Annotated in this window: 29 protein-coding genes and 3 pseudogenes; 28 read left to right on the top strand and 4 right to left on the bottom strand. The window is 38.1% G+C overall.

What is annotated here, in order from left to right:
- Positions 1–75: 75 nt before the first annotated feature.
- Complete coding sequence (locus L1999_RS21430) at positions 76–459, bottom strand: rhodanese-like domain-containing protein (protein WP_235740416.1); 384 nt, start codon at positions 457–459, stop codon at positions 76–78.
- A 190-nt stretch (positions 460–649) separates the two neighbouring features.
- Between L1999_RS21430 and L1999_RS21425 the strand changes: the two genes are divergently transcribed.
- The 7 genes and pseudogenes from L1999_RS21425 (at position 650) to L1999_RS21395 (ending at position 7903) form a co-directional block, all read left to right on the top strand.
- A complete protein-coding gene (locus L1999_RS21425) occupies positions 650–1486 on the top strand; it encodes a lipoate--protein ligase family protein (RefSeq protein WP_235740415.1) in 837 nt (278 codons plus the stop codon).
- 325 nt (positions 1487–1811) lie between these two features.
- Positions 1812–3248, top strand: a pseudogene (locus L1999_RS21420) (vitamin B12-dependent ribonucleotide reductase); the annotation flags it as partial.
- A 249-nt stretch (positions 3249–3497) separates the two neighbouring features.
- Positions 3498–4013, top strand: a pseudogene (locus L1999_RS21415) (vitamin B12-dependent ribonucleotide reductase); the annotation flags it as partial.
- 406 nt (positions 4014–4419) lie between these two features.
- A complete protein-coding gene (locus L1999_RS21410) occupies positions 4420–5085 on the top strand; it encodes an HNH endonuclease (RefSeq protein ID WP_235740414.1) in 666 nt (221 codons plus the stop codon).
- Positions 5086–5169: 84 nt separating this feature from the next.
- Positions 5170–5772: pseudogene (locus L1999_RS21405) on the top strand (hypothetical protein); the annotation flags it as partial.
- Between the two features lie 140 nt (positions 5773–5912).
- Positions 5913–6938 carry a spore photoproduct lyase gene (splB, locus tag L1999_RS21400; RefSeq protein ID WP_215043451.1) on the top strand — a complete coding sequence of 342 codons (1026 nt, stop codon included), beginning with the start codon at positions 5913–5915 and terminating at the stop codon, positions 6936–6938.
- 80 nt (positions 6939–7018) lie between these two features.
- Entirely contained in the window at positions 7019–7903 is an 885-nt protein-coding gene (locus L1999_RS21395) for a patatin-like phospholipase family protein (protein WP_235740413.1), read from the top strand.
- Between the two features lie 40 nt (positions 7904–7943).
- Here the strand turns inward: L1999_RS21395 and L1999_RS21390 are convergent, their stop codons facing one another.
- Together L1999_RS21390 and L1999_RS21385 are read right to left on the bottom strand one after the other, a co-directional pair.
- Positions 7944–8336: an SA1362 family protein gene (locus L1999_RS21390; protein ID WP_345790862.1), complete on the bottom strand. Its 393-nt coding sequence runs from the start codon at positions 8334–8336 to the stop codon at positions 7944–7946.
- Positions 8337–8393: 57 nt separating this feature from the next.
- Positions 8394–9338, bottom strand: coding sequence for a DUF1385 domain-containing protein (locus tag L1999_RS21385; RefSeq protein ID WP_235740411.1), 945 nt, complete (start codon positions 9336–9338; stop codon positions 8394–8396).
- Positions 9339–9578: 240 nt separating this feature from the next.
- Here L1999_RS21385 and L1999_RS21380 point away from each other — a divergent pair, with 240 nt between their 5' ends.
- The 16 genes from L1999_RS21380 to L1999_RS21305 all read left to right on the top strand — a co-directional run bounded on the left by L1999_RS21380 (position 9579) and on the right by L1999_RS21305 (position 22033).
- On the top strand, positions 9579–10076 hold the full coding sequence (locus L1999_RS21380) for a YqhR family membrane protein (protein WP_235740410.1): 498 nt from the start codon (positions 9579–9581) through the stop codon (positions 10074–10076).
- Positions 10077–10152: 76 nt separating this feature from the next.
- Positions 10153–11214 (top strand): M24 family metallopeptidase, encoded by a 1062-nt coding sequence (locus L1999_RS21375; protein ID WP_235740409.1) that lies wholly within the window; start codon positions 10153–10155, stop codon positions 11212–11214.
- Positions 11215–11234: 20 nt separating this feature from the next.
- The gene (gene efp / locus L1999_RS21370; RefSeq protein WP_098530045.1) at positions 11235–11792 is read left to right on the top strand and encodes an elongation factor P; all 558 of its coding nucleotides are present in this window, start codon (positions 11235–11237) and stop codon (positions 11790–11792) included.
- A gap of 230 nt (positions 11793–12022) precedes the next feature.
- Entirely contained in the window at positions 12023–12472 is a 450-nt protein-coding gene (locus L1999_RS29705; protein WP_345790861.1) for a PCYCGC motif-containing (lipo)protein, read from the top strand.
- A gap of 9 nt (positions 12473–12481) precedes the next feature.
- Positions 12482–13138, top strand: coding sequence for a c-type cytochrome (locus tag L1999_RS21360; RefSeq protein WP_235740408.1), 657 nt, complete (start codon positions 12482–12484; stop codon positions 13136–13138).
- Between the two features lie 590 nt (positions 13139–13728).
- Positions 13729–14781 (top strand): hypothetical protein, encoded by a 1053-nt coding sequence (locus L1999_RS21355; RefSeq protein WP_235740407.1) that lies wholly within the window; start codon positions 13729–13731, stop codon positions 14779–14781.
- Between the two features lie 13 nt (positions 14782–14794).
- On the top strand, positions 14795–15247 hold the full coding sequence (locus tag L1999_RS21350) for a cytochrome c maturation protein CcmE (protein WP_235740406.1): 453 nt from the start codon (positions 14795–14797) through the stop codon (positions 15245–15247).
- A 24-nt stretch (positions 15248–15271) separates the two neighbouring features.
- Positions 15272–17254, top strand: a complete 1983-nt coding sequence (locus tag L1999_RS21345; protein WP_235740405.1) for a heme lyase CcmF/NrfE family subunit — start codon at positions 15272–15274, stop codon at positions 17252–17254.
- A 2-nt stretch (positions 17255–17256) separates the two neighbouring features.
- A complete protein-coding gene (locus L1999_RS21340; RefSeq protein WP_235740404.1) occupies positions 17257–17760 on the top strand; it encodes a cytochrome c-type biogenesis protein in 504 nt (167 codons plus the stop codon).
- Between the two features lie 12 nt (positions 17761–17772).
- Positions 17773–18147 carry a hypothetical protein gene (locus L1999_RS21335; RefSeq protein ID WP_235740403.1) on the top strand — a complete coding sequence of 125 codons (375 nt, stop codon included), beginning with the start codon at positions 17773–17775 and terminating at the stop codon, positions 18145–18147.
- Positions 18144–19139 (top strand): hypothetical protein, encoded by a 996-nt coding sequence (locus tag L1999_RS21330; RefSeq protein ID WP_235740402.1) that lies wholly within the window; start codon positions 18144–18146, stop codon positions 19137–19139. Before L1999_RS21335 ends, L1999_RS21330 begins: the two co-directional genes overlap by 4 nt.
- A 21-nt stretch (positions 19140–19160) precedes the next feature.
- Positions 19161–19868: an ABC transporter ATP-binding protein gene (locus L1999_RS21325; RefSeq protein WP_235740401.1), complete on the top strand. Its 708-nt coding sequence runs from the start codon at positions 19161–19163 to the stop codon at positions 19866–19868.
- Positions 19865–20545 carry a heme exporter protein CcmB gene (locus L1999_RS21320; RefSeq protein WP_235740400.1) on the top strand — a complete coding sequence of 227 codons (681 nt, stop codon included), beginning with the start codon at positions 19865–19867 and terminating at the stop codon, positions 20543–20545. The genes L1999_RS21325 and L1999_RS21320 overlap by 4 nt, the downstream gene beginning before the upstream one ends.
- Positions 20546–20548: 3 nt before the next feature.
- Entirely contained in the window at positions 20549–21310 is a 762-nt protein-coding gene (locus L1999_RS21315; protein ID WP_235740399.1) for a cytochrome c biogenesis protein, read from the top strand.
- 12 nt (positions 21311–21322) lie between these two features.
- Positions 21323–21454 carry a CcmD family protein gene (locus L1999_RS21310; protein WP_235740398.1) on the top strand — a complete coding sequence of 44 codons (132 nt, stop codon included), beginning with the start codon at positions 21323–21325 and terminating at the stop codon, positions 21452–21454.
- Between the two features lie 69 nt (positions 21455–21523).
- Entirely contained in the window at positions 21524–22033 is a 510-nt protein-coding gene (locus L1999_RS21305) for a TlpA family protein disulfide reductase (RefSeq protein WP_215043413.1), read from the top strand.
- 55 nt (positions 22034–22088) lie between these two features.
- Here L1999_RS21305 and L1999_RS21300 read toward each other — a convergent pair whose 3' ends face one another.
- The gene (locus L1999_RS21300) at positions 22089–22760 is read right to left on the bottom strand and encodes an SIMPL domain-containing protein (RefSeq protein ID WP_235740397.1); all 672 of its coding nucleotides are present in this window, start codon (positions 22758–22760) and stop codon (positions 22089–22091) included.
- 210 nt (positions 22761–22970) lie between these two features.
- Here L1999_RS21300 and spoIIIAA point away from each other — a divergent pair, with 210 nt between their 5' ends.
- From spoIIIAA to spoIIIAE, 5 genes are read left to right on the top strand one after another with little or no spacing between them, the layout of a single operon-like run.
- Positions 22971–23894, top strand: a complete 924-nt coding sequence (spoIIIAA, locus tag L1999_RS21295; protein WP_235740396.1) for a stage III sporulation protein AA — start codon at positions 22971–22973, stop codon at positions 23892–23894.
- A 1-nt stretch (position 23895) separates the two neighbouring features.
- On the top strand, positions 23896–24411 hold the full coding sequence (gene spoIIIAB / locus L1999_RS21290) for a stage III sporulation protein SpoIIIAB (RefSeq protein WP_235740395.1): 516 nt from the start codon (positions 23896–23898) through the stop codon (positions 24409–24411).
- An 11-nt stretch (positions 24412–24422) separates the two neighbouring features.
- The gene (gene spoIIIAC / locus L1999_RS21285; protein WP_026572556.1) at positions 24423–24626 is read left to right on the top strand and encodes a stage III sporulation protein AC; all 204 of its coding nucleotides are present in this window, start codon (positions 24423–24425) and stop codon (positions 24624–24626) included.
- 16 nt (positions 24627–24642) lie between these two features.
- The gene (gene spoIIIAD / locus L1999_RS21280) at positions 24643–25032 is read left to right on the top strand and encodes a stage III sporulation protein AD (protein ID WP_098530063.1); all 390 of its coding nucleotides are present in this window, start codon (positions 24643–24645) and stop codon (positions 25030–25032) included.
- A 26-nt stretch (positions 25033–25058) separates the two neighbouring features.
- The gene (gene spoIIIAE / locus L1999_RS21275) at positions 25059–26258 is read left to right on the top strand and encodes a stage III sporulation protein AE (protein ID WP_235740394.1); all 1200 of its coding nucleotides are present in this window, start codon (positions 25059–25061) and stop codon (positions 26256–26258) included.
- Positions 26259–26261 lie beyond the last annotated feature (3 nt).

The following is a 26261-nucleotide window of genomic DNA, read 5'->3' as shown; positions in this document are numbered from 1 at the left end:
GATCCTGATATCTGACCTTTGTTACGTTTAAAAACTAAATAAGGTCCCGGAAGTAAACCGGAACCCTTAGTTTTGTTATTTTTTAGTTTTTACTTTACCTGTCCATTTTTTAAATCCGCCTTGAAGCTGAGTTAAATCTTTGTATCCTCTGCGATGTAAGAATTGTGCTGCACGTGCACTGCGCATACCGCTTTGGCAATATAAAAATACCGGCATATCTGGGCGAATTTCTTTCATGCGCATTTTTAGTTGTGACATGGGAATATTGCGTGCTCCTAAAATATGGCCGCCTTCAAACTCGTTCGGTTCACGAACATCTATTAGTTGTGCCTTACGATATCCTGCACGGAATTCTTCTTCTGTTGCCGTTTTAACAATCCTCTTTTGATAAAAATAGGTAAACAGGGAGTAGATAATAACGGCTAAAATAATAATTAATAAAGAATAGAGTGAATTCAACTTCTTTTGCTCCTTTCAAGCTTTACTGCACTAGTATTTATTATATAAGTCATTCCATTAAAGATAAAGATGTTAAGGAAAAACTTTTTTTGATGCCTAATAAAATTATACCAGAAACATCTCGTTTTGAATTCCTATCAGATTTTGGTAGACTAAAATTTGTAATTATTTTATTAAATGAGGTTTTAACATGAAAAAAGAAACTTGGCGTTTTATAGATTCCGGTAATGGTTCACCATCCTATAATATGGCTTTGGATGAGGCTTTGCTTGATTGGCATAGTGAAGGAAAGTTTCCTCCGGTCATACGCTTCTATGGTTGGAATCCACCAACCTTGTCTGTTGGTTATTTCCAAAAAGTAGAAAAGGAAATTGATATGGATGCTGTCAAAGAGCATCATTTAGGGTTTGTTAGAAGACCGACTGGCGGCCGAGGTGTTCTCCATGAACATGAACTTACTTATAGTGTCATTGTTTCCGAAGATCATCCCGAGATGCCTAAAACAGTTACGGAGGCTTATCGTGTAATTTCAGAAGGAATCTTAAAAGGATTTCATCATTTAGGACTCGAGGCTTATTTTGCGGTTCCGAAGACAGCGGAAGAAAGAGATGCATTAAAAAATCCGCGCTCGGCAGTATGTTTTGATGCCCCAAGCTGGTATGAATTAGTTGTTGAAGGCAGAAAAGTGGCAGGCAGTGCACAAACAAGACAAAAGGGTGTTATTCTGCAGCATGGATCCATTCTTCTAGATTTGGATGAGGATAAGTTATTTAGTTTATTTAAATACTCTAATGACAGAGTGAAAGAACGGATGAAAAAGGCTTTTAAGGATAAGGCCGTTGCCATTAATGCTATTAGTCCCCGCAGAATAACACTTGAAGAAGCGAAAGAGGCTTTTTATAAAGGCTTTGCTGAAGGGCTAAATATTGAATTGGAACCCTACCAATTAACAGAAGACGAAATTGCTTATGTCGATAAAATTGCTAAAGAGCGTTATGAAAGTGATGAATGGAATTTTAAAAGGTGAGCTAAGGAGCGGCGCATGCCGCTTTTTCTTTTGTTAATACTTTTTAAAAAAAGAGGCAAGCCTCGAAATTTGTTAAATCTTCCTGTTATTTGACGAAATTCAGCTGAAATCTTTTATTTTCTTCTCATTCTAGTTTTTTTTGAGTTTGACAAATTGAATTTGATTTGCTGGGTATACAATATATAGTGGTGTCGAAAATATTTTCGGTACTATATATTGATTTATAGGATATAACGTGGTAACTTAAATTTATTAAGACAACTAGATATAGCGTTACTACTAGAATCTAGCACAATATAGAGATTTTTTTAAAGGAGTTGTTCTCATGTCTGTAGTTTTTAGACAAAAAATGAATATTGATTTTGAAAGGTTGAATGAGGATATCCGCTTATTTCCCCAAGTGCACCCGGTTACCCCAGATATGAAAATAACTCATAAAGGTGTATCAAGATTGGTTATGCTCGATCGTTATACCTTTAAAGACACAGCAAAAATTACCCTAACAACTGGCGACTTTGTTGTATTAACCATTAAAGAGGATCCAAAATTCCCGGCTCGCGGCTTAGGTACGATTTTGGAGATTGATTGGGAAAAGAAAAAGGCAAAAGTTTTGGTTGAAGAAGAATTTAGAGGCGTACTTGATTCTGAGGAAGCTGCAACTGGGGAGATCATCCGGTCTTTAGATGTGATTGAGAAGCCATTGGAGCTCTTCTATGAGCAGATTGCGAAAAGGAATGCCACTGGTCTTGCTGCAGTTGAAACAACGGAAGAGAAGCGCTTAGAGTGGACGGAGAAGTTTTATCAAGAATTAGTGAACCTGAACTTTATTCCTGCAGGCCGGGTTCTTTATGGTGCAGGGGCCAATACGGATGTTACGTATTTTAACTGTTATGTCATGCCATTTGTTGCAGACTCACGTGAAGGCATTTCCGACCATCGTAAACAGGTTATGGAAATCATGAGCCGCGGCGGCGGTGTGGGAACGAATGGGTCAACATTAAGACCGCGTAATACATTGGCTAGAGGCGTAAATGGTAAATCTTCTGGTTCGGTTTCTTGGCTTGATGATATTGCGAAATTGACTCATCTAGTTGAGCAAGGCGGTTCGCGCCGGGGGGCCCAGATGATCATGCTGGCTGATTGGCATCCGGATATTATTGAATTTATTATTTCTAAAATGCAGAATCCTAGAATTCTACGATTCTTAATTGAAAATACAAGCGATGAAACGATTAAAAAGCATGCAAAAGATAAACTTAAATTTACACCTTTAACAGCTCAAGAAACGGCAATGTACCAAGGGATTGTGAATTACAAAAGTATTCCTGGATTTGGTGGTTTTGATGAAAGCAGCATTGCTCATGCTGAGGAAAAGCTTGTAACTGGCGGCAATTATACCGTTCATAATTCTGAGTTCCTAACTGGTGCTAATATTTCAGTATGTTTAACAAAGGAATTCATGGAAGCCGTTGAAAACGATGGTGAATATGAACTTCGATTCCCATATGTTGAACACTATAATCAAGAAGAAATGAAAATCTACAATGAAGAATGGCATAAAGTCGGTGACGTCCGTGAGTGGGAAAAACTTGGCCATAAAGTTCGTGTTTATAAGAAAATAAAAGCAAAAGAACTTTGGAATTTAATTAACATATGTGCTACTTACTCTGCAGAACCAGGTATATTCTTTATTGATAATGCAAACGACATGACAAACGCAAAAGCATATGGGCAACAAGTCGTTGCGACAAACCCGTGTGGTAAAGTGGCTTAGTTTGCCTCACGTTAAAAATTGCGGAATTAAGCGGGAACTCTGAGATTGAGAATCCGAACCGAAGGCTGAAGGTAAAAATTCAGTCAGGGGCAACGCATACGAAGTGATCCTGCCATAGGCAGACTATAATCTTCGCACGAGGCCGCAACATTACATTTTGTAATGAAAAGATATGCTGAACTAACGGGAAATCAACCGTTAGAACTAGTGGATAAAAAGCCGCTAGGATAACAATTGGAACAACCACTTGCACCATTTTCAGTCTGTAATCTTGCTGCAGTAAACCTTGCTGAAATGGCAGATAAAGAAACCAAAACTGTTGATTTTGAAAAGCTAAAACAAACTGTAGCAATCGGTGTCCGAATGCAGGATAACGTCATAAACGCTACTCCATACTTCTTAGAAGAAAACAAAAAACAAGCTCTTGGTGAGCGCCGTGTTGGCCTTGGTGTCATGGGATTACATGATCTCCTAATCTACTGTGAAACAGAATATGGTTCACCAGAAGGTAATGAACTAGTTGATAAAGTATTTGAAACAATTGCAACCACTGCATATAGAACATCTGTTGAATTAGCAACAGAAAAGGGAAGCTTCCCATTCTTAACAGGCGAAACACTTGAGGAACAGAATCGCTTAAGACAGTCATTCATTAATACAGGATTTATGAAAAAAATGCCTGAAGATATCCGTGAATCAATACTAGAAAAAGGAATTAGAAATTCACATTTACTGACTGTTGCTCCAACGGGTAAAAATATTGCCCCCAGTGTTCGTAAGAGCGCTGCGTAAACTTAGCTATATGCGGGAAACCCTGGCGAATCTCTTACTACCTTGTCTTGCCAACTATTAATAGGTAAAAAGGTAAGAGTGTTGGCGAAAGCCTACCAGACAATCCGCAGGGAAGTCGTGGCTGACCCCTCAACGACTACATGCTGAGCAACCATTTTAGTTGCAGGAACATTTGTTCTCTTTTATAATTATAAAAAAGGGACAAAGGAGAATTACTGTGATTAAACAATGTCTTAATTGTGGTAAGGATATTAGAGCAAAACCTAGTCATTTTGATAGGAAGAAATTTTGTTCTCGTAATTGTCAAACGATATTTCACAAAAATCATCCACCAGACTTCTGAAAGGAATTGTCTAAGAAGATAGAGGTGAGATGTAGTTTTTGTAGAAGTACAATAACTCGTAAACCGTCAGTGATATTTAATACCAACTTTTGTAACCAAAACTGTAAGCAAGCTTACCAGATTCAAAATGGGCATCTATTTAATCAACATTTAAGAAAACAGGTTGATATTATATGTGCTAATTGCGGGCAAAAATTTAGTGTTCCTCAGAATAGAGAAAGAACAGCTAAATATTGCTCCAGAGGTTGTCTGGGAAAAGCTAATGGTAGAAGAGGGAAAATACAATATAAAAATCAAGTCCACGTCACATGTACTAATTGTGGTAAAGATTTTGAGAAAAAACCTTCTACATTACGACCGCTTAATTTTTGCTCAATAATGTGCATGGGCAAATATTACAGTGACAGTAAGATGTTTTCTGGTGAAAAAAGTGGAACTTGGAACGGTGGAGACATTGACTATTATGGACCGAATTGGCTAAGCCAAAGAAGATTGGCCAGAGAACGAGATCAATTTACCTGTCAAAACTGTGGAATATCTGAAGAACAATATGGTAAAGAACTATCAGTTCATCATATTATTCCATTTCGTAATTTTAATGGAGACTGGGAAAGTGCAAATAAATTGTCAAACCTTATTTGTCTCTGTGAATATCCTTGTCATCGAAAAAGACATTCAAAAAATGGTTGATGATATAGTCTGACCCATATGGCGACATATGGAGCGGGTACTAATAACCCCGCCCTCTATGAATTATAGAGAGTAACAAACGTGAGTACTGGAACAATGGTTGGCGTCTCTACAGGATTAGAGCCTTACTTCTCATTCTCTTATTTCCGCAGCGGACGTCTTGGTAAATTTATTGAAGTAAAAGCAGATATCGTCCAAGAGTACCTTGATCAGCACCCTGAAGCAGACGCAAACAACCTGCCAAACTGGTTCGTTACAGCCATGGAACTTGCACCAGAAGCCCATGCAGACGTTCAATGTGTTATTCAGCGCTGGATCGATAGCTCTATCAGTAAAACCGTTAACGCACCAAAAGGATACAGCGTAGAACAAGTAGAAAAAGTATACGAGCGTCTATATCGAGGCGGTGCCAAAGGCGGTACCGTATATGTCGACGGTTCACGTGATTCACAAGTATTGACTCTAAAAGCAGAGGAAAATACAAATGAACAACTATCTATGTTCGAAGAAAAACCGCATCAACATGTCGTTCTAGTAGACACAATTAGCGACCTTCGTTCAACAGATGTAACAATTGGATCTGAAGTTGGAAATACCTGCCCAGTCTGCCGTAAAGGAAAAGTTAAAGAAATCGGCGGCTGTAATACATGTACCAACTGTAATGCACAATTAAAGTGCGGTTTATAATAATTATTTAGAGGATGGGATATTTTCCATCCTCTTTCTTGCGCTAATAAGATGGAAAAACTTCTCTCCATAATTATTTATTATCTTCCCTCTCTACAACTCATACTACTAAAAAACAAACAGAAAAGAGGGAGTCAGTTATGGACCCTTTTATGCCACAGCTTGTCTATATCGAACCCAAAGCCTTAGAATATCCCCTTGGCAAAGAGCTAAAAGAAAAGTTCACAAAATTAGGTCTCGAGATACGCGAAACCACTTCCCATAATCAAGTCAGAGGAATACCCGGTGATAACGAACTGCAGCAGTACCGCAATGCCAAATCGACTTTAGTAGTAGGAATAAGAAGAACGTTAAAATTCGATACATCAAAGCCATCTGCAGAGTACGCCATTCCGCTTGCGACCGGATGTATGGGGCATTGTCACTATTGTTACTTGCAGACCACCCTGGGGAGTAAACCCTACATACGCACCTATGTTAATTTAGATGAGATTTTTGAACAGGCCCAAAAGTATATGGATGAACGAAAACCAGAAATTACCCGCTTTGAGGCAGCCTGTACATCCGACATTGTAGGATTAGACCATCTTACCCATTCATTAAAAAAAGCGATTGAATTCTTTGGGCAGTCCGAATATGGTCAGCTTCGGTTTGTGACCAAATTCCATCATGTCGACCATCTTCTCGATGCGAAACATAATGGAAAAACAAGATTCAGGTTTAGCGTCAATTCTCGCTATGTGATTAAGAACTTTGAACCCGGAACCTCTTCCTTTGAAGACCGATTAAAAGCTGCGAGGAAAGTGGCGAATGCAGGGTATCCATTAGGTTTTATCGTGGCACCGATCTACATGCATGAAGATTGGAAAGCAGGTTATCGTGAATTATTTGAACGGTTAAGTGAAGAGCTAACAGGAGTAGACATTCCCGATCTCACTTTTGAACTGATCCAGCATCGTTTTACGAAACCAGCTAAAAACGTTATTGCTAAGCGCTATCCGAAAACAAAGCTTGAAATGAACGAGGAAAAAAGAAAATATAAATGGGGAAGGTATGGTATTGGGAAATATGTCTACCCAACCGAAGAGGCAAAAGACCTTGAAACGACCATCCGGGAGTATGTTCAGGAATTCTTCCCTAATGCGGTAGTCCAATATTTCACTTAAATTTTCTACTTGTCCGCCGTACTATATTCTAAACACACTGACTAAAGATGTAACAAGTTCATCTTTAGGAGTGGCTGCCCATGAAAATAGACGGCGTTTTTTCTGGAGGGGGAATTAAGGGCTTTGCTGTTATAGGAGCCTATGAAGAAATTGAAAACAGAGGGTTTCAATTTGTCAGAGTGGCAGGAACAAGTGCTGGCTCTATTATTGCGGCTTTAATTGCTGCGGGCTATACAAGTAAGGAGATTTATCAATTGGTGGATGAGTTCGATTTGCCTAAAATGCTTGATTCGCGTAAAACGATCATCCCATTTTCAATTGCTAAATGGCTGCTCGTTTATTGGAAACTAGGTCTATATAAAGGAAATGAACTTGAAAATTGGCTGAAAAAGAAACTTGAAGCAAAAGGGTTGAGGACATTTTCCGATCTTCCTCCCCAAACACTTAGAGTAATTACTTCGGATCTGTCGAATGGACAAATGGTGGTATTACCCGATGACTTAGAAAAGTTCGGGATCAATCCCGGAACTTTTTCGATTGCCAAAGCGATTAGAATGAGCTGCAGCATTCCCTATTTTTTTGAACCTGTAAAATTACGGTCCATAGATGGAGTCAACGTGTTAGTGGATGGGGGAGTACTTAGTAATTTCCCGATGTGGCTGTTCGATTCAGAAAATGTTAAAAAAGTCAGGCCAGTTCTAGGTATTAAGTTGAGTCCAAGCGAATATGAACATGAAAAACATCAAATAAAAAACGGCATTCAATTATTTAGTGCCTTATTTGAAACCATGAAAGACGCTCACGATCAAAGGTATATTTCTAAAAAACATGTAGATAATATTATCTTTATTAAAGCGGAAGGGGTATCCTTAACCGAATTTAATCTTACAGATGAAAAGAAACAGATGTTGTTTGAAATTGGCAGGGATCATGCAAAGAAGTTTTTAAATCGGTGGACTTACTAATTCTTTTAGAACTGTTTACTCCGCAAAAAAAATCGAGTGTCTAAAAAGACGCTCGATTTTTCTTTTTACCCTTCTTGCCGTCAATAACGGTCAAATGAGCAGGAGATTTCTTTTTTGTCTTGGTGCTTTTCTTTAATGATGTTAAAGTTCCTAGAGAGGAGGTTCTGGCAGTAGAATCCCCACTCTTTTGCTGTAATCGTTTTTTAGATTTTTTAGCTGCCTTAAGAAATGCCCGCTGCTCTTTTTTCTGAGGGCTTGAATTTGAAAACCTTCGAAAAAGGAAATAAATGACTAAACCGATCAATGCTACGACAGCTATTCCCTGAATGAAACCGGCAGGATTTGCTGTAAACGAACTGACAAGTCCAAGTAACGCAAGAATAATAAGTACCCCAACAATAATCGTTGATGTCCGATTTTTCAAGAAAGCCACCTCCCTAAGAGCATCTTAAGCATTTTTTTATTCTTTTAAACACATAGGTAAAAAGATTTAGACAATTTCTTCATTTTTTGTGTCAAACTCTGTTTCCTGCTCTCTCTTTAATAATTCTTGGAAAGAGAGAATAGCCACTTCTACTTGGTCATGATTTGGTTCTTTTGTTGTTAACAATTGAAGCCAAAGTCCAGGCAGACCCAGGTACTTTAATACGGGAATATCCCTTAATTTATTGGTTACCTGTAAGACCTCAAATGCAATTCCTAACACGACTGGTATTAAAAGAATACGGTCAACAACCCGCAGCCAAAGTGGTGTTGTTGGAACAAGTAAATACACAAAAACTCCAACAATTACTGTAAATAATATGAAACTGCTGCCACAGCGATAATGCAGCCGAGAATGTGCCTGCACATTTTCAACTGTTAATTCTACCCCTGCTTCAAAGGTGTTTATTACTTTATGCTCAGCACCATGATATTGAAACACTCTTTTGATAAGGGGGGTTAATGAAACAAAATATATATAGCATAGGAGTAGTAAGAGCTTAAAGAAGCCTTCCACAAGGACTTGAGCAAAATCTGATGGGAAAATAGGTTTTGTTAGGACCGCTAAAAAAACGGGAATTAAGGTAAAAGCAAATTTCCCAAATAAAAACGAGATTACTCCTATAACAGCTACCCCTAAATACATCGTCAATTTTGAAACTTCTTTTTCTTTAATCGTATCATCATCTTCTGGATCGACATCATATCTTTCAGTTGAAAAGTTCAAATGTTTTGAGCCATTCGCACTAGCTTCAATAATTGAAATGATCCCACGCAGAAACGGAATCCTTTTTAAAATAGATAAAGAAGGATTGGCTTTTCGTGGTAAATGAAAGTATTCTACAGAATGATCTTTCCTGCGGACAGCGGTAACATAATGATGCTTGCCGCCAAACATGACACCTTCAACTACTGCTTGACCGCCATATACCGGTTTTTGAGAATTAGACATGGTTATTAACACCAACCTATTAACTTAGTTGCACAATAGCAGAAATGATAAATCTGTATGTACTTAATTTTATTCTACTAGAAAAGTGAAAAAACCTCTAGGATGACATAATATTTCCATATAAAAACAGAAAAAATTTTTTCTATGTAAGGATTGATTTTTCTACGGGCATAATAATGATGGAATTTACTTAGAACTACATAAAATGAACATGGATAAAATAAAGAACGGAGGATCATCATGACAAACGAACAGCATATCAATAATTACCCAAAACCAATGTCATTCTTAATGATGGTATTTTGGACTGGTTTATTTGGAGGATTTTTTTGGGGAGTCATAGGGTATATCGCTTATTTTTTTAATTTTACAGAAGTTAGCCCCAATGTCATACTTGAACCATGGGCTTTGGGTGATTGGAAGTACAGCTGGATTGGTAAAGTAATTTCCTTGATATTTCTAATAATTGTTTCAATTATCATCGCTTTCGTTTATTATGCAGTCCTAAGAAAATTAAAGGGTATCTGGTTCGGGATGGGATTTGGTATTGTATTATTTTTATTGGTCTTTTTTGTCCTTAACCCCATTTTCCCGGGAATTAAACCATTTATGGAGTTAACCAAGAACACCATTATAACTTCTATTTGTTTATATATCCTATATGGAACTTTTATTGGTTATTCCATTAATTATGAATATGAAATTAGTAAAGTGCAAGACAAAGAGGCTTCAACCTAAGTTCTAAATAGTCGAATGATTCAAGGTTATGATAAAATATCTTTATCTTAACCATGAAAGGGAGAATGGAGATACAATGGGAAAATTAGAGAAGTTACGATCAGCTTTTTCGGAAAACGGCATTGATGGTATTCTGATTACCAGTCCTTATAATCGCCGCTACATATCAAATTTCACCGGGTCAGCAGGTGTTGTCTTAATAAGTGCAGAGAAGGCTTTGTTTATAACGGACTTCCGTTATATTGAACAAGCTAGTGAACAATGCCAAGGCTTTGAAATCATAAAATACTCTGGTTCTATTCCGGAAGAAATTGCCTTACAAGTGAAAAATTTAGGGATTAAAAAACTTGGTTTTGAGGAGGACTATCTAACTTATTCCTCCTTTAAAGTATATGAAAAAGAAATTGATAATGAACTTGTTCCTATTTCCGGAGTGATTGAAAAGTTACGCTTGATAAAGACAGACGCAGAGATTAAGATATTAAAGGTGGCTGCAGATATCGCTGATGCTGCATTTAAACATATTTTGGATTTTATCCGTCCAGGTAAAACCGAATTAGAAGTATCAAATGAGCTTGAGTTTTTTATGAGAAAGGCCGGTGCTACCTCTTCTTCATTTGATACCATCGTTGCTTCTGGTCATCGCTCAGCCCTTCCACACGGTGTTGCAAGTGATAAGGTAATTGAAGCTGGAGATATTGTAACTATGGACTATGGCTGCTATTATAATGGCTATGTTTCCGACATTACCCGGACAGTTGCCGTTGGAGAACCAGATGTAAGAATAAAGGAAATTTATGAGATTGTCCTTGAAGCACAGCTCCGCGGGATGGCTGGATTTAAACCTGGTATTACAGGAAAAGAAGCAGATGCCATTACCAGAGACTACATAACAGAAAAAGGTTATGGTGAATATTTCGGTCACTCTACTGGTCATGGGATTGGACTTGAAGTTCATGAGGGCCCTGGCTTATCAATGAAGTCGGATATCATTTTAGAGCCTGGCATGGTGGTTACTTGTGAACCGGGAATTTACATTCCAGGTCTTGGCGGAGTTCGTATAGAAGATGATACCTTGATTACGAACACTCATAATGAAGCTCTAACCCACTCAACAAAGGAATTAATTATATTGTAAGAATTTAGGAGGATTTAAATATGATTTCTGTTAACGATTTTAAAACAGGTTTAACCATTGAGGTGGATGGCGGTCTATGGCGCGTTCTAGACTTTCAACACGTGAAGCCGGGAAAAGGAGCTGCATTTGTTCGTTCAAAGCTTCGTAATTTACGAAATGGAGCGATACAAGAAAAAACGTTCCGTGCGGGTGAAAAGGTTGAAAAAGCACAGATTGACAATCGTAAAATGCAATATCTATATGCAAGCGGTGATTCTCATGTGTTCATGGATATGGAATCATATGAGCAAGTGGAACTGCCAGCAGCAAACATTGAATACGAATTAAAATTCTTAAAAGAAAACATGGAAGTTCATATCATGATGTTCCAATATGAAACTCTTGGTGTAGAATTGCCAAACACAGTTGAATTAGAAGTTACTGAAACAGAACCTGGCATCAAAGGTGATACAGCTTCTGGCGGTACTAAACCTGCAACACTTGAAACCGGTCTTATTGTTCAAGTGCCATTCTTCATTAACCAAGGGGATAAACTCATCATTAACACCACAGAAGCAAGCTATGTTTCTCGTGCATAAGTTCTAAAGCAAAAAACCTTAGATCATCATATGGTCTAAGGTTTTTTTCGTGGTATAGAAAAATAAGATTTATTTGTTTGGTATTATTCCATTCCTCGCCATAGCACTTACTTTATAAAGATTTAAAACTTCACTAAATAGTAAGAATTAAGAGCAAGTCACCAAACATCGGTTTGATAAAATGAACTAGTAACTAGTATAAGAATATTTGGAAAGGGGTGAATCAATAGATGAAACGAATGACAACTTTCTTCTTCCTTTTCATTCTATTAGCCATTGCAGCTGCAGGATGCAGCTCAAAACTTGATGACCAAAGTTGGAAGCTTGATAAGAAACATACACCACTACCTGATTTTGTTTTAAACTCTTCTGAAAAAGTTCAGGAAACGTATATAATGGCATCAACTTATCCAGAGGTTGTTGCTCAAGTACCCTGTTACTGTGGTTGTGTGGCAGATGGTCATAAGAGCAATTTAGATTGCTTTGTTAAGTCTGTTGGTGAAAACAACGCGGTACAAGAATGGGATTCACATGGTATATCGTGAGATACGTGTGTCAATATTGCCCGGGAGGCAATAGATATGCATCTTAACGGTAAGAGTCCTCAGAAAATTTATGAATTAATTAGTGGAAAATACAAAGACTTAGGGGAAGCAACCCCAACACCTCAGCCAAAGTAGGGGTAACCCATGAAGAAAATATTAATTGGATTTTATGTATTGGTTATAATTGGTATTATCGTTTGTTTAAATAATAGTAATATTTTTGGTAAAGAGAATTCACAAGCCATCACAGCAGGTGAAAAGGTATACAATAAAAATTGTATGATCTGTCATGGTGATACCGGAAAAGGTGAAGGGGAAAAGGCCGGAACTGCTTTAAATAATCAAAATTTCTTAAACTCTGTAACTGATAAGGATCTATATAATTATATAAAGTTTGGAAGAGAAGGAACCGGTATGCCGGCTTATGGACCAAGATTATCTCAGACAGAGTTAAAAAACCTAGTAGCCTATATACGTGATTGGCAGACAGAAGATATTAGTTTTAATGCGCCAACTACCATTTCAGGGAATTCGGTAAATGGAAAAAAACTGTACAATCTTTATTGTCAGAACTGTCATATGGAAGCAGGCGCGGGGATGTTACGAATGGGAACAGCTCTTGCGTCTCCTCAATATTTAAAATTAACAACCGATAAGCAATTATGGATTAGTACTGCGTATGGCCGTGAAGAGACGAGAATGGGTCCGTCTTTAAAAGGTCTTGATGGTGTCCGTCAGTTAAAGAAACAGGATATCTCAGATATTGTGAGCTATATCCGATCCTTGGAAGAAAAGAAATAAATTAGAGAAGATGGTAAAAACCTGTATCCTGCTATTTTGGATGCAGGTTTTTTTGTGTTATAGGAAATTATAGATTTATTTCTTGTGGATAATTATTTACAGGTTTAGAATCGTCCAGCTCCAGCCCTAGCCCCTCGAGGTCATAAGCTTATCCAGTTGCGGCTCCTTGGGACTGAAAGTCATAAGCCACCCCCTGAAGAAGGCAAAGAACGCCTTCTTACAGGTGCGTCTTATGCATTCGTCCCAGAACAGTCGCCTCCACATTTAGATCAATCCGTCCAAAAGGTTAAAAAGCAACCTTACGGCTGGTTCGTCTTATGTTGTCGGGGCTGACCAAGGCGCTTTCGCTTTTGTTCCTATGTTTAGAGTTTTAAAATCCGACAAATTACTCAATAAACCGAAGTAATCTTAAAGATGTGAACATTTTGTGGTGGTTTTTTGTCAAAAACTCAAACGTTTTCGCCCTTTAACAAAATGTTCAATAGTGATTCAACTTTATAGGCAGCAGAACGATTATATTTATTTCTAAGAGGACTATAGTGAAAATTGGATGTTCAAGTGATGAGTTTTCCAAGCCAAGGAGGATTAAAATGCTTAAGAAAAAGTGGTTGGCAATGTTCGTCATTGCATCATTTCTAACTAGTTTTATAAGCTCTAAAACTAGTGCTGAAACAATATTTCAAGCGGAGAAGTTTCCATTTAAGGAAATGCAAGTACAAGTTATGCCAGAGTTTGACTACCCGGAAGATTGGGGATCAAGGGATGTGCCGTCATTACTAGTTGGCGAGTATGGAACCATTACAAACAAAAGCGGTCAAGATTATGATGGGAAAATTGAAATACCCGTTCCTGCAAAGGAAAAGGGATTTGTAGCCTATTTAGTAGCAGAGTTTCCAGAGGAAAATAAGCCAGAGGTCCAACGGCCATATGATGTGGATAAGGAAAAAGGAATCGTATCTTGGAAGCCGGCAAAGGCAATCAAAAATAATGAAACCTATCAATTTGTAATTGAATATTACACGAAAACGATTGAGGTAAAAGAACAAAAAAGTTTTACATATCAGTTGATGAATAACGCTGCAATTGACCAATTAGATGTCGTTTTTTACTCTCCGATGGATGCAAAAAATATAAAGTTAGAGCCAAAAGCGGCTAACAACACTAAGAGTGAGTATGGCGAAGAACTTTATTACTACCAATATAAGGGTGTCAAAGCAAAAGAAAATCTTACATACTCTTTTTCATACCAGAAGACTGGAACGGAATCCACCATGGAGGCAATTAACAAACAACAGGTTTCAACGGACAAAAGCGGCAGTACAGCAACAGACCAAGTAAAAAAAGAAACATCAAGCAGTACCACTAATCAGCCGCTTATTGGGGTAGGCGGAGCTTCTATTATTGGGATAGCTTTAATCATCGCAGGGATTTTCGTTTATTTAGGATTAAAGGGTAATGCTCAAAGAGGCCGGCGTTCTGCAGCGAAAGGAACAAAACAAAAACAGCAGCCTGCAAAACAATTAGCTGGGAAAAAAGATTATAAACCAAATAATGCCGAAGAAAAAAAGGAACTTCGTAAAAAGTTGTTAACGGGTAAAATTGACCAGGAAATGTACGAGGAAGAAATGAAAAAATTGATCTAATGAGGTGAGCTAAGTGAAGAAAAATACGCTTGTGATGTTAGGCGGCTTTATTATTGCGGGTGCGATTGTATTCTTATTGATGGCTGCGACGCCAGGTTCTAGTGGTGTGGAACTGACTTTGAAAGAATTGTTGGCGACTCAAGACCAGCACAAAGACGATTTTGTTACGGTCGAGGGATTATTAATAGAAAAAACGATTAAATGGAATCCGGACAAAATTCAACTGAAATTTGATGTAAAAGATAATCATGGCAACGTCATGCACGTGATCTATCATGGTACAAAACCAGATAATTTTTCAGAGGGAGTAATTACCATCCTTCAAGGTGCCCCTACGAAAAGGAATACGTTTGATGCAGAATCGGTCAAAACGAGATGCCCTTCTAAATACGAAGGAAAAGATATGAAAAACTATGACCCTGAAAAACATAAACAATTGCTTGATAAGCCAGTGAATGAAAAATAATAGTCAACGTAAGAAGGTGACGAAATGTATTTATTTGCCAACGCAACGATTTATATAGGTTTAGCCATCGCAGTATATTCGCTCCTCATCCTTACTCTGGGGATAAGCACAAAAAATCAAAAACTCGTCAATAGTGGAAAGAGTGGCATGATTGCATTATTTGTTTGTGCAGGTATGGCCATGATTGTTATGTTCTACCTATTAGCCACTTCTCAATTTCAATACGAATACGTTACCGATTATACCAGCAGTGAACTGCCAATCATTTATAAACTTACTGCTCTATGGGCTGGAAATGCGGGATCATTATTATTATGGACCTTTTTCTTAACTCTTTACATGGTGATGATTGCGTTTTCAAGAAAGATGAAAGGAAACCCAATGGTTCCTTACATCTCAGCCATTTTAATGGCCAATGCGGTTTTCTTCTTTTTTATTCTGGGATTTGTCGCAAAACCATTCAATTTATTGGCAGCCGTTCCGGCAGAGGGTAAGGGACTAAATCCAATGCTGCAAAACCCGGGGATGATTATTCATCCTGTGACACTTTACCTTGGCTATGTTGGTCTCGCCGTACCTTTTGCCTTTGCGATGGCAGCATTAATCATGAAAAACGTTGACGATTTTTGGATTAAAATGACAAGACGCTGGACAATTGTTGCCTGGTTATTTTTAAGTCTTGGAAATATCTTTGGTGGACAATGGGCGTATGTAGAGCTTGGCTGGGGTGGATATTGGGCGTGGGATGCAGTCGAAAATGCATCATTTATGCCATGGCTGACAGCGACAGCCTTCCTCCACTCCGTTATGATTCAAGAACGTAAAAATATGTTGAAAATATGGAATATAAGCTTAATTATTGTCTCCTATGCATTAACCTTATTTGGAACATTCCTTGTGCGCAGTGGTGTTTTAACATCTGTCCATGCTTTCGCTAACTCTAATCTAGGATTATATTTCTTAATTTTCATGGGTGTAGCGGTCATTCTGGCTCTCTATGTACTAATGAGCAGGTACAATTTGCTTAAACGAAGTGCAGGCGAGTTCAATTCGATTGTTTCGAAAGAAAGTAGTTTTTTAGTTAATAACTTATTATTAGTAGGTGCAGCATTTGCTACTTTTTGGGGAACTGTTTTCCCGCTTGTATCTGAAGCTGTCCGAGGTACGAAAGTAACAGTGGGTATGCCATTCTTTAACAAAGTAGAAGCGCCAATTCTATTGTCAATGATGTTTGTTATGGCCGTTTGTCCATTGCTTGCATGGCAGAAATCTACTGTAAAAAACCTTCGAAAGAACTTTTTGATTCCAGCGATTCTTGCTGTAATTGGAATGGTTTTAATGGCTGTACTAGGCATCCAAAAAGCGTGGGCTGTAATTGGATACGGAGTTATTATTTTATTGTTGGTCACACATTTCTTAGAGTTTTATAGAGGTGTGAAAGCTAGACGTAAAATGACAAAAGAATCTCCATTGGTTGCCTTATATCGTTTAATGGTCCGCAACCGCCGCCGCTATGGAGGATATATTGTCCACCTTGGTATTGCCTTTATAACAATGGGGATTATCGGTTCACAAAATTATGATGTGGAAACGATGAAAACTGTTTCTTTAGGCCAATCAATTGAGCTTAGGGATTACCGGATCAATTATGATCGTCTTGATCAAAAGAAAGAGGGAATTAACGATATCGTTTATGCAGACGTTACCGTTTTTAGAAAAGGTAAAAAACTTGGCACCTTCCAACCTGAAAAAGTGTTTTACGGTAACTGGGAGCAGCCATCTTCTGAAGTAGCCATCATTTCATCGGTTAAAGAAGACTTATATATCGTATTAAGCGCATGGGAAGATAATGGAAAAGCAACTTTTGTTGTGAAAGTTAATCCAATGATGGATTGGCTATGGTTTGGTTCCTTTATGATTGTAATTGGTGCATTATTTGCAGTTTGGAACGGAAAATATGGAAATGTCACTCCGAGGTACACAGGAGTACGCAAAGAGGTGTCTTAATAATGAAAAAGAAATTCTATTTAGGGCTCCTAGTAATTGCGTTTATTTTTCAAGGTTTATTTATTCGAGCAGAAGCAAGACAAATAGATTATAAATCGGCTGAATTTAAAGCAGTTGCCCAGCAATTTGCCTGTACATGCGGTTGTGGTCAAGATCACTATGAATGCGATCCAAATACTTGTAATCTGACTACTGAGTTTAAAAAGGACTTGGTAGGGATGATGAACAAAGGCTGGGATAAAGATAAAATTCGTCAATACTATGTCAATATTTATGGTGAAGAAATCTTAACATCCCCTGAGAAAAGCGGTTTTAGTTTAACAGCATGGGTTCTTCCGTTTGTCGTTTTAGGATTAGCGGCAATAGCTGTATTCATCATTATCCGTAAGTGGGTGAAGAAAAAAGGTACAGATGTCGTAATGACTGATTACGAAAGCACTGAGGATGAAGTGGAGGGAGAAATCCTTACCTCGATGATCGATGAAGAACGCAAAAAGTATCTTTAGGATGTGAATAAAATGCATGATATCTCAATCATATCAATAATTTTTACAGTAGCATTGGCTCTAATATGTTTGTTTTTAATAGTAGCTCCATTTTTTAAGTGGGATACGTTTATCCAATTAAGTTCAAAGGACCAAGATATAGCTGCCACGAAAGAGGCCTTATTGACCACACTTAATGAAATCGAGTTTGAGTACAAGATGGATAAAATCTCACATGCTGATTATAAGAATTTAAAAAGACAATATGAAATAGAAGTAGCCAAGATTATGAAGGAAGAAGACCAATTTGTAGACACAAGTGTTGATAAGGAATTAATGGCAGAAGTCGAAAAAGAAATTGAAGCACAAATGAAAAACTACGCAAAGAAAAAGGGGGAAGGAAAGTGATCAAAAAAATCACCGTTTTCTTCCTTGGACTATTGCTATTATTTCCTTTCCAAGGATTAGCAGCTACAGATTCAAAGATAGCCATTGACATGCATTACTTGGTTGTAAGCCCCGCAGAAGACGGGTCAACTAATATGATGAATATGGTCAATTATACCAACACTTCTTCACAAGAGTATAAAGGTGATGGTAAGAGTGAGGCAGTTTTAAAGGTTACGCTGCCTGAAAATGCGAAGGATCTTAATTTTTTAGATAGTAAAATCGCTTTTAAGCAAGAGGAAAAAGGGTTTATTACAACGACCCCAATTCCGGCGAATCAAACAACTGTGCTCCCTTACAGCTATCGAATGCCTAAAGGCAAAGAAATCAAATTATCCATGGATTATCCTGTTGAAATGATGCAAATCCTTGTTCCTGAAGGAATGGGCAGTGTTGAAGTTACAGGTGCAGAAGCAACTAGTCAAGGTCTTTTCAAATTTGATGATCAAAACTATTTTGGCTACAGCATTGAAGGGTTGAAGGAAAAACAGACATTTACACTAGTCTACAAAAAAGATGTTCAACCGCCAGCAGATGAAACTAAGCAGGCGGCAGCAACTACAGATAAAAATAGCACAACCGGGGTAACTCACACTGCACCGGCATTTCATAACCCTGGACATCTAAGAATGTGGGCACAATCACCATTACACAGTTTCAACCCACACATCTTCCTAATTATAATTGGAGCAATCATAATTGCAGGTATTGCCTATTTTATCTACTTTAAAAGAAAAGCTAGATTAGAAGAAGAAAGACTAGGCGCAGATAAAGAAGAAAAGGCATTTAAACAATTACTAGCAAAACAAAAAGCAATCATGGAGAAGATCATTGAACTAGAAGAAACCTTTGATGAAGGAAAAATCTCAGAAGACGATTACCATGGAAAGCTTGCTGCTTACAAACAGCATCTAGTTCAAGTTAAGCTAAATCTACGTACGTTTATTGAATAACAGCTGGGATGGGAGGGACTCATGATGATTGAAATAAAAAAGCTGACGAAGCAAGCTGATAATAAGCTAATCTTACGTGGCGTTGACCTCTCCATAAAAAAAGGGGAAACAGTTGCCATCCTAGGACCAAATGGTGCGGGGAAAAGTACACTGTTAAAGGTACTGGCTTCCTTAATAAAGCCGACATCCGGCCAGGTAATAATGAATGGCTTAGATTTAAGAAAGAACCAGATTCCGATAAAAAAACTATTGGGATATTTACCTCATTCCAGCTTGCTTTATGATCATTACTCACCGTTAGAAAATCTCGTCTTCTTTGGGAATATATACAGGGTTAAGGATGTGGAACATAAGGCAAGGACGCTTGTAAAAGATGTGGGCTTATCCTTCTTTTTGAATGAGCCAGTTAAAAACTTTTCCCGCGGTATGATACAAAGGATTGCGATTGCAAGGGCAATTATCCATGATCCCGAGATTCTCCTTTTGGATGAACCGCATACAGGTTTGGATCAAGGTGCGATTGCCATTTTAAATAATGTTATCTTATCCATGAAGGAAAAAGGTACAACAACATTAATGGTAACCCATGATTTTAAACAAGCAGCGGAAATCTGTGACAGGATCATCATTGTTAAGAATGGAAAAATTGTGGATGACTTTAGGATCCAAAATGATAATCTCAGTTTTGTTACTGAAAAATATGAACTTCAAGTGGAGGGTGTATCATGAACCTTTTCCGAACAGCCCTCTTCCTAGCAAAGAAGGACCTATATTCAGAGCTAAAAACAAAACAAATCCTGACTACACAAATTATTTTTGCGGGGCTCGTTATCGTTGTTTTCAGTTTTGCGTTTGACCCTGCGAATAATACAACAAGAGCGGTTATTCCTGGAGTCATCTGGGTTATTATCGTGTTTGCCGGGATTCTTGGACTCAATCGATCGTTTATTTCCGAACAGCGAAATGATACGATGCAAGGTTTGTTGGTAGCGCCAATGGAAGCAGCCAGTATTTATCTAGGAAAATTCCTGGCCAATTTCACCATGATGCTAGTGGTTGAAATCGTTTCGATTCCGTTTTTATTTTTACTATTTGATTTTAAATTTCTCGGCAGTCTTCCTTATTTCCTCTTAGTCGTCTTTTTGGGAAGTTTTGGATTTATCGCAATTGGGACGTTTTTAGCAGCCCTTGCAGCAAATTCCAAAAGCAGTGAAATGCTGCTGCCGCTATTGCTGTTTCCAATCACAACACCTATTTTAATTGGGGTTGTGCAAGCAACAAAGATAATTTTAACGAATATGGAGAAAATTTCGAGCGCCATAGCTTGGATCCAGCTTGTTACAGCTTACGATCTAATCTTCTTTGTTGTTTGTTTCTTATTAATAGATTATGTGCTGGAGGTTTAAGTGATGAGTATGAATCTCGAACGAGAGAAAGCAGTACTTCCCGGAGCTAATTTCACGGAAACTAAGCCAAACAATATATCTAGTTTCTTGTTTGGCGGGACAGTTGTTTCCATGTTAGTTGCCCTCTATTTTATCTTTATCTATGCTGCGGAAGAAAAAACAATGGGCGCTGCACAGAAGATCTTTTATTTTCATGTCAGTTCAGCGTGGCTGGCGTTTATGGCCTTTTTCGTTACATTTGTATTTAGCATATTATTCTTGATTAAGCGAAAAAGAATTTTTGATACTTATGCCTATGTTTCTGCAGAAATTGGAATTGTTTTTACAATTATTGTGTTAACAACCGGTCCAATTTGGGCAAAATCTTCATGGAATACCTGGTGGGTTTGGGAACCACGGTTAATTACAACGTTAATCCTATTTTTTATTTACATTGCTTACATTATGATTCGCCAAATGGATGGTGTATGGGATAAAAAGGCAAGGCTTGCAGCGGTATTTGGAATTATCGGATTTGCCGATGTGCCCATTGTATTTTTTGCTATTCGCTGGTGGCAAACAAAATTCCATCCAATCGTTTTTGGAAATGGTCCTTCCCAGCAGGGGGGGGGAATAGATGGTTCAATGCTGACAGCATTGTTTGTATCACTCGCAGCATTCACCATTTTATATTCTTACCTACTTCATAAAGGTGTTACCTTTGAAAACATGAAACTAAAAGTTGAGCGTTTTAAAGAAAAATTAAGAGCAGACATGGAAAAATAGGAGGAATTTAACATGGGTTATGAATATATGTATGGGGCTTATTCCGTAGTATGGGTGGTTATTTTTGCTTATATGTTAATTCTAGGGAAAAGACACACAAAGCTTAAAAAGGAAATAGAGTTTTTAAAGGAACTTGATAAGTGATTTTTTAAGGGCCTGTGAACCGTATCCAGGCCCTTTGTTAAAAACTTATTGGTGTCAGGAGGAAACACGATGAATCAGCGAGTTATCAAATTACTCGTACTAATTCTTATTATAGGCATGTTTGGCTTTTTCGCATATAGTTTGGTAACAAAGGCTAAAAACACCGATGTCGGTGATAAGGCGTATAACTTTGAATTGCCAAAATATGAGGGTGGGACTACGAAACTCTCTGAATATAAAGGCAAAGTGGTGATCATTAATTATTTTGCGAGCTGGTGTGAACCATGTAAGGAGGAATTCCCGGAACTTGCAGCATTTCAAAAGGATTATGGTGGAAAATATCCATTTCTTATGATTAACCGCGGCGAAACAATTGACAGGATAAAAAAGTCCACCAAAAACAATCAAGAAGGAATGAACTATTTATTCGATTATAATGCTCAGGTATCAAAAATGTTTAATGTGACAGGACAACCGGAAACTTTTGTCATTGATAAACAAGGAACGATCAGAGAGCACTTTAACGGCCCTGTCACGGAGATGCAATTATATAATTGGGCAAAGAAATATGATAAATAAGCTTACTATGGAAAAAGGATTGAGGCCAATATTCGGCTCAGTCCTTTTTTGTTTGTCAAACCGTTGTTTGATAGTGGAATTCTGCTGAAATAACGGCCTTAATTTTAAGTTGACCAGGTTCCATTGGAGTAGAACTAAACCCTTTTGCTAAGGCATCGGCTTGATAATGAATGGGCTGTACACTAGAACCGCTTTCCACTACCGAAGTAGGTGTCGGATTTAAAGTAGCATGAATGGTTGTGGCAATCGTTTTAGCTTTTTCACTGGCGTTATTTAGAGCAAGAGCTAAGGCTTGCAAATAATAACCATCTTTATTTTTTAAGCTAAATTGAACGTTAGATACAAAGTTCGCCCCATTTTGAACCGCAGTGTCTACAACTTTTCCTACTAATGAAAGTTCTTCCATTTTTACCTGTAATAAATGAGTTACTTTGTACCCGCGAAAAAGTTGTTTCCCTTGTTCATAATCGTATTCAGTCTCCATTCGATAATCAGAGGTTTGGATTAAATTTTGAGGAATGCCTAGTGTCTTAATCGCATTAATTACTTTAGTCACCGCAGCAGAATTTTGCTGCTGAGCGGGTATAAGATCTTTCATTTCTGTTATGACCCCTAAGTTCACCGATGCAGAATCCGGCGGCAGGCTGAGTTCCCCTTCCCCGATCACTTTTATTAAGTGACCTTTTGGATGGAGTCCATTTCGATTAGGTACATGATAAGGATACATTTATTCTCCGTCCCTTCATTGATCTCCTAATAAATTATGCTGTCACCGGATTATGTTCCTCGTATCTTAAAAGTCTAGTAAAAGTGGTATTTTGTTCTATTAACAGTTACCGAAAAATAGAATGAAATTAACAGGCGTGGATGTCATATTGTGTCCAAGCAGGCATACATTTTAATTAATGAGAAAGGAAAAATGGAGGAGGAAACATACGTGGAAACGATTCTTACCTTTTTACCTAAAAATATTGCCAGCCTAATCAATCAAATCCCTCCTAATCAAAAAGAAGAAGTAGAGGAAATCCGCATCCGGATTAACCGTCCCATTGAGATTACTCTAAAGGGTGCTCCTAGGTTTTTATCGTATATTATTCAGCCTGAGGATGCTTTTCATCTTCTGAATAAAATTAGTCAATTTTCCATCTATACACTGGAAGAAGAACTTAAACGCGGTTATATTACCATATCCGGAGGGCATCGGATTGGACTGGCTGGAAAGGTCATTCTTGAAGATGGAAAGGTCAAGGCGATAAGGGATATCTCCTCTTTTAATATTAGAATTGCCAGAGAGAAGGTTGGGATTGCTGAGGCAATCATTCCTTATGTTTTTCAAGAAGACTGGATGCATACCATGATCATTGGACCGCCGCAGACAGGAAAAACAACAATGCTACGGGATATTGCAAGAATCATTTCATCGGGGAATCATTCAAAAGGTATTAAAGCAAATAAAGTGGGGATTGTTGATGAGCGAAGTGAGATTGCTGGGTGCGTGAATGGAGTACCACAGTTAACCTTTGGTCATCGTCTAGATGTCTTAGATGCTTGTCCGAAAGCAGAAGGAATGATGATGATGATCCGTTCGATGAGTCCGGATGTGCTGATTGTGGACGAAATCGGCCGCCGAGAAGATGCAGAAGCTATCCAAGAGGCGGTACATGCAGGAATTAAACTGATGATGACCACCCACGGTTCAAATATAGATGAAATTAGAAAACGTCCCTCATTAAGGGACATTATGGACCAAAAGATATTTGAACGTTTTGTCATCTTAAGCAGATTATCAGGGCCAGGAACGATTGCCCGCATTCTCGATGCAGAGGGTAAGGAAATGCCTCATAAAGTGAGAGTGACATAAAATGATTAAACTAATTGGAGCCATTATCATTATTATTGCCACGACCTGGACAGGGTTCGAGGCTGCCCGGAATTTTAGTGACCGACCTAAGCAATTAAGGGCATTACGGTCAGCCTTACAATCACTCGAAGCTGAAATTATGTACAGCCATACACCGTTACATGAGGCTGCCCGGAGATTAGCCGCCCAGCTTACAAATCCGCTGTCAAAGTTCTTTGAAACCTTTGCGAGTCGATTAACGAAAACAGAAACAACGGTTAAAGATGCCTGGGAGACAAGTTTACAAGAAATTTGGAAATTAACCGCTTTAAAACAGGGTGAATTCGAGGTAATGAAGCAATTTGGGGAAACATTAGGACGCCATGACCGCATTTCCCAGCAAAAGCATATTTTGCTTACACTTTCCCATCTTGAAAGAGAAGAAGCTGATGCCATTGACCGACAGGCGAAATATGAAAAAATGCTAAAGAGTTTAGGATTCTTATCCGGGTTGTTACTGATTATTTTATTATTTTAGGGGGAAAAGCAATGGGGTTAGAAGTCGATATTATCTTTAAAATCGCTGGGGTAGGTATTGTGGTTGCCTTTTTGCATACCGTCCTGGATCAGGTCGGGAAAAAAGAATACGCCCAATGGGTAACATTATTTGGGTTTATCTACATCTTGTTCCAAGTGGCTACAATTGTGGATGACCTTTTCCAAAAAATAAAATCTGTATTCTTGTTTCAATAGAGAGGGGGGCTCAGCCATTGAAATCATAAAAATAGTCGGTGTAGCCCTTATCGCCACTTTTCTTGCGTTAATAATCAAAGAGCAAAAACCTAATTTTGCATTTCTCTTAGTTGTTTTTGTGGGTTGTGTCATTTTTCTCTTTTTAGTTGATAAAATTTTTGAAATTATTCATATGCTAGAAAAACTTGCCGTAAATGCAAAGGTAAATATGGTTTATGTTGAGACGATCCTTAAAATCATTGGAATTGCTTATATTGCAGAATTTGCTACACAGATCACGAAGGATGCAGGTCAAGGAGCTATTGCATCAAAAATCGAATTAGCCGGAAAAATTATCATTCTAGCTATGTCCATCCCTATCTTAACCGTCTTAATCGAAACCATAATAAAACTTATTCCTAGTTGAGGACAGCCCCAAAATGAGGTGTAGAAATGAAGCAAAAGCTGCAGTTTATTCCCATCATGATTCTCGTTTTATTATTTTTTCATATTCCAGGTGTACAAGCTGCCGAAGAATCTAAAAACACTCAAGCGTCACTCTCAGCACAGGATTTGGTCGACCAACAGTTAGAGACATTGGACATAAGTGAGCTTCAACAATATTGGGAGGATATTACTACTAAATATGGCGGCTTTCTCCCGGAAAGTCAAAAGGGCAGTCTTTATGATTTTGTTAAAGGCGACAAGAAATTTTCCTTTAAGGAATGGGGTCAAGGAATACTAAAATTCGCCTTTCATGAGTTTGTAGCGAATGGAAAATTATTGGGTTCATTAATCATGTTAACCATTTTCAGCATGTTCTTGCAATCGATGCAAAATGCCTTCGAAAAGAGCACGATTAGTAAAGTAGCCTATTCCATTATCTATATGGTGCTCGTCATTATAGCTTTAAATAGTTTCCATATTGCCATTAGCTATACAAATGAAGCGATTGGAACGATGATCTCCTTCGTCCTGGCCCTTGTTCCTCTTCTCCTCGCTTTAATTGCAGCGTCAGGAGGAGTTGTCTCAGCTGCCTTTTTTCACCCAGTCATCCTTTTCTTAATGAATTCGAGCGGCTTAATTATGCAGTATATTATTCTTCCACTTCTTTTTTTAGCAACTTTACTGAGTATTGTCAGTACCATGTCTGAACAATACAAAGTGTCGCAGTTAGCAGCGCTTCTGCGAAACTGGAGCATCGGGTTAATGGGCCTTTTCTTAACTGTATTTCTTGGAGTTATTTCGGTACAAGGAGCATCAGCTGCCGTAACCGACGGAGTAGCCATTAGAACAGCTAAATTTGTTACCGGCAATTTTATTCCTGTTATAGGAAGAATGTTTACCGATGCAACAGATACGGTCGTCAGTGCTTCCGTCCTGTTAAAAAATACGGTTGGAATCGCCGGTGTTGCTATTTTACTAATCATCGTGGCATTTCCGGCTTTAAAAATATTAATGATTTCGTTTATTTATAAATTTGCAGCGGCCATCCTTCAGCCATTAGGGGGCGGTCCAGTTATTAAATGCCTTGATATTATCAGCAAAAGTGTCATCTATGTATTTGCAGCCCTGGGAATTGTCTCGCTTATGTTCTTTTTAAGTATTACCGTCATCGTTGCGGCTGGAAATTTAACGATGATGATGAGGTAAGGG

Source organism: Neobacillus drentensis (assembly GCF_021560175.1).
Taxonomy (GTDB): Bacteria; Bacillota; Bacilli; order Bacillales; family Cytobacillaceae; genus Neobacillus; species Neobacillus drentensis_A.
Note: the sequence above shows the minus strand (reverse complement) of the source record. Positions and strands in the feature narration are given on the sequence as shown.

What these genes read in the sequence shown, in the direction of transcription:
- L1999_RS21425 (WP_235740415.1), top strand. Translation starts at nt 650, where the DNA reads ATGAAAAAAGAAACTTGGCGTTTTATAGATTCCGGTAATGGTTCACCA.
- splB (WP_215043451.1), top strand. Translation starts at nt 5,913, where the DNA reads ATGGACCCTTTTATGCCACAGCTTGTCTATATCGAACCCAAAGCCTTA.
- L1999_RS21395 (WP_235740413.1), top strand. Translation starts at nt 7,019, where the DNA reads ATGAAAATAGACGGCGTTTTTTCTGGAGGGGGAATTAAGGGCTTTGCT.
- L1999_RS21385 (WP_235740411.1), bottom strand. Translation starts at nt 9,338, where the DNA reads ATGTCTAATTCTCAAAAACCGGTATATGGCGGTCAAGCAGTAGTTGAA.
- L1999_RS21380 (WP_235740410.1), top strand. Translation starts at nt 9,579, where the DNA reads ATGACAAACGAACAGCATATCAATAATTACCCAAAACCAATGTCATTC.
- L1999_RS21375 (WP_235740409.1), top strand. Translation starts at nt 10,153, where the DNA reads ATGGGAAAATTAGAGAAGTTACGATCAGCTTTTTCGGAAAACGGCATT.
- efp (WP_098530045.1), top strand. Translation starts at nt 11,235, where the DNA reads ATGATTTCTGTTAACGATTTTAAAACAGGTTTAACCATTGAGGTGGAT.
- L1999_RS21360 (WP_235740408.1), top strand. Translation starts at nt 12,482, where the DNA reads ATGAAGAAAATATTAATTGGATTTTATGTATTGGTTATAATTGGTATT.
- L1999_RS21355 (WP_235740407.1), top strand. Translation starts at nt 13,729, where the DNA reads ATGCTTAAGAAAAAGTGGTTGGCAATGTTCGTCATTGCATCATTTCTA.
- L1999_RS21345 (WP_235740405.1), top strand. Translation starts at nt 15,272, where the DNA reads ATGTATTTATTTGCCAACGCAACGATTTATATAGGTTTAGCCATCGCA.
- L1999_RS21340 (WP_235740404.1), top strand. Translation starts at nt 17,257, where the DNA reads ATGAAAAAGAAATTCTATTTAGGGCTCCTAGTAATTGCGTTTATTTTT.
- L1999_RS21335 (WP_235740403.1), top strand. Translation starts at nt 17,773, where the DNA reads ATGCATGATATCTCAATCATATCAATAATTTTTACAGTAGCATTGGCT.
- L1999_RS21325 (WP_235740401.1), top strand. Translation starts at nt 19,161, where the DNA reads ATGATGATTGAAATAAAAAAGCTGACGAAGCAAGCTGATAATAAGCTA.
- L1999_RS21320 (WP_235740400.1), top strand. Translation starts at nt 19,865, where the DNA reads ATGAACCTTTTCCGAACAGCCCTCTTCCTAGCAAAGAAGGACCTATAT.
- L1999_RS21315 (WP_235740399.1), top strand. Translation starts at nt 20,549, where the DNA reads ATGAGTATGAATCTCGAACGAGAGAAAGCAGTACTTCCCGGAGCTAAT.
- L1999_RS21310 (WP_235740398.1), top strand. Translation starts at nt 21,323, where the DNA reads ATGGGTTATGAATATATGTATGGGGCTTATTCCGTAGTATGGGTGGTT.
- L1999_RS21305 (WP_215043413.1), top strand. Translation starts at nt 21,524, where the DNA reads ATGAATCAGCGAGTTATCAAATTACTCGTACTAATTCTTATTATAGGC.
- L1999_RS21300 (WP_235740397.1), bottom strand. Translation starts at nt 22,760, where the DNA reads ATGTATCCTTATCATGTACCTAATCGAAATGGACTCCATCCAAAAGGT.
- spoIIIAB (WP_235740395.1), top strand. Translation starts at nt 23,896, where the DNA reads ATGATTAAACTAATTGGAGCCATTATCATTATTATTGCCACGACCTGG.
- spoIIIAC (WP_026572556.1), top strand. Translation starts at nt 24,423, where the DNA reads ATGGGGTTAGAAGTCGATATTATCTTTAAAATCGCTGGGGTAGGTATT.
- spoIIIAE (WP_235740394.1), top strand. Translation starts at nt 25,059, where the DNA reads ATGAAGCAAAAGCTGCAGTTTATTCCCATCATGATTCTCGTTTTATTA.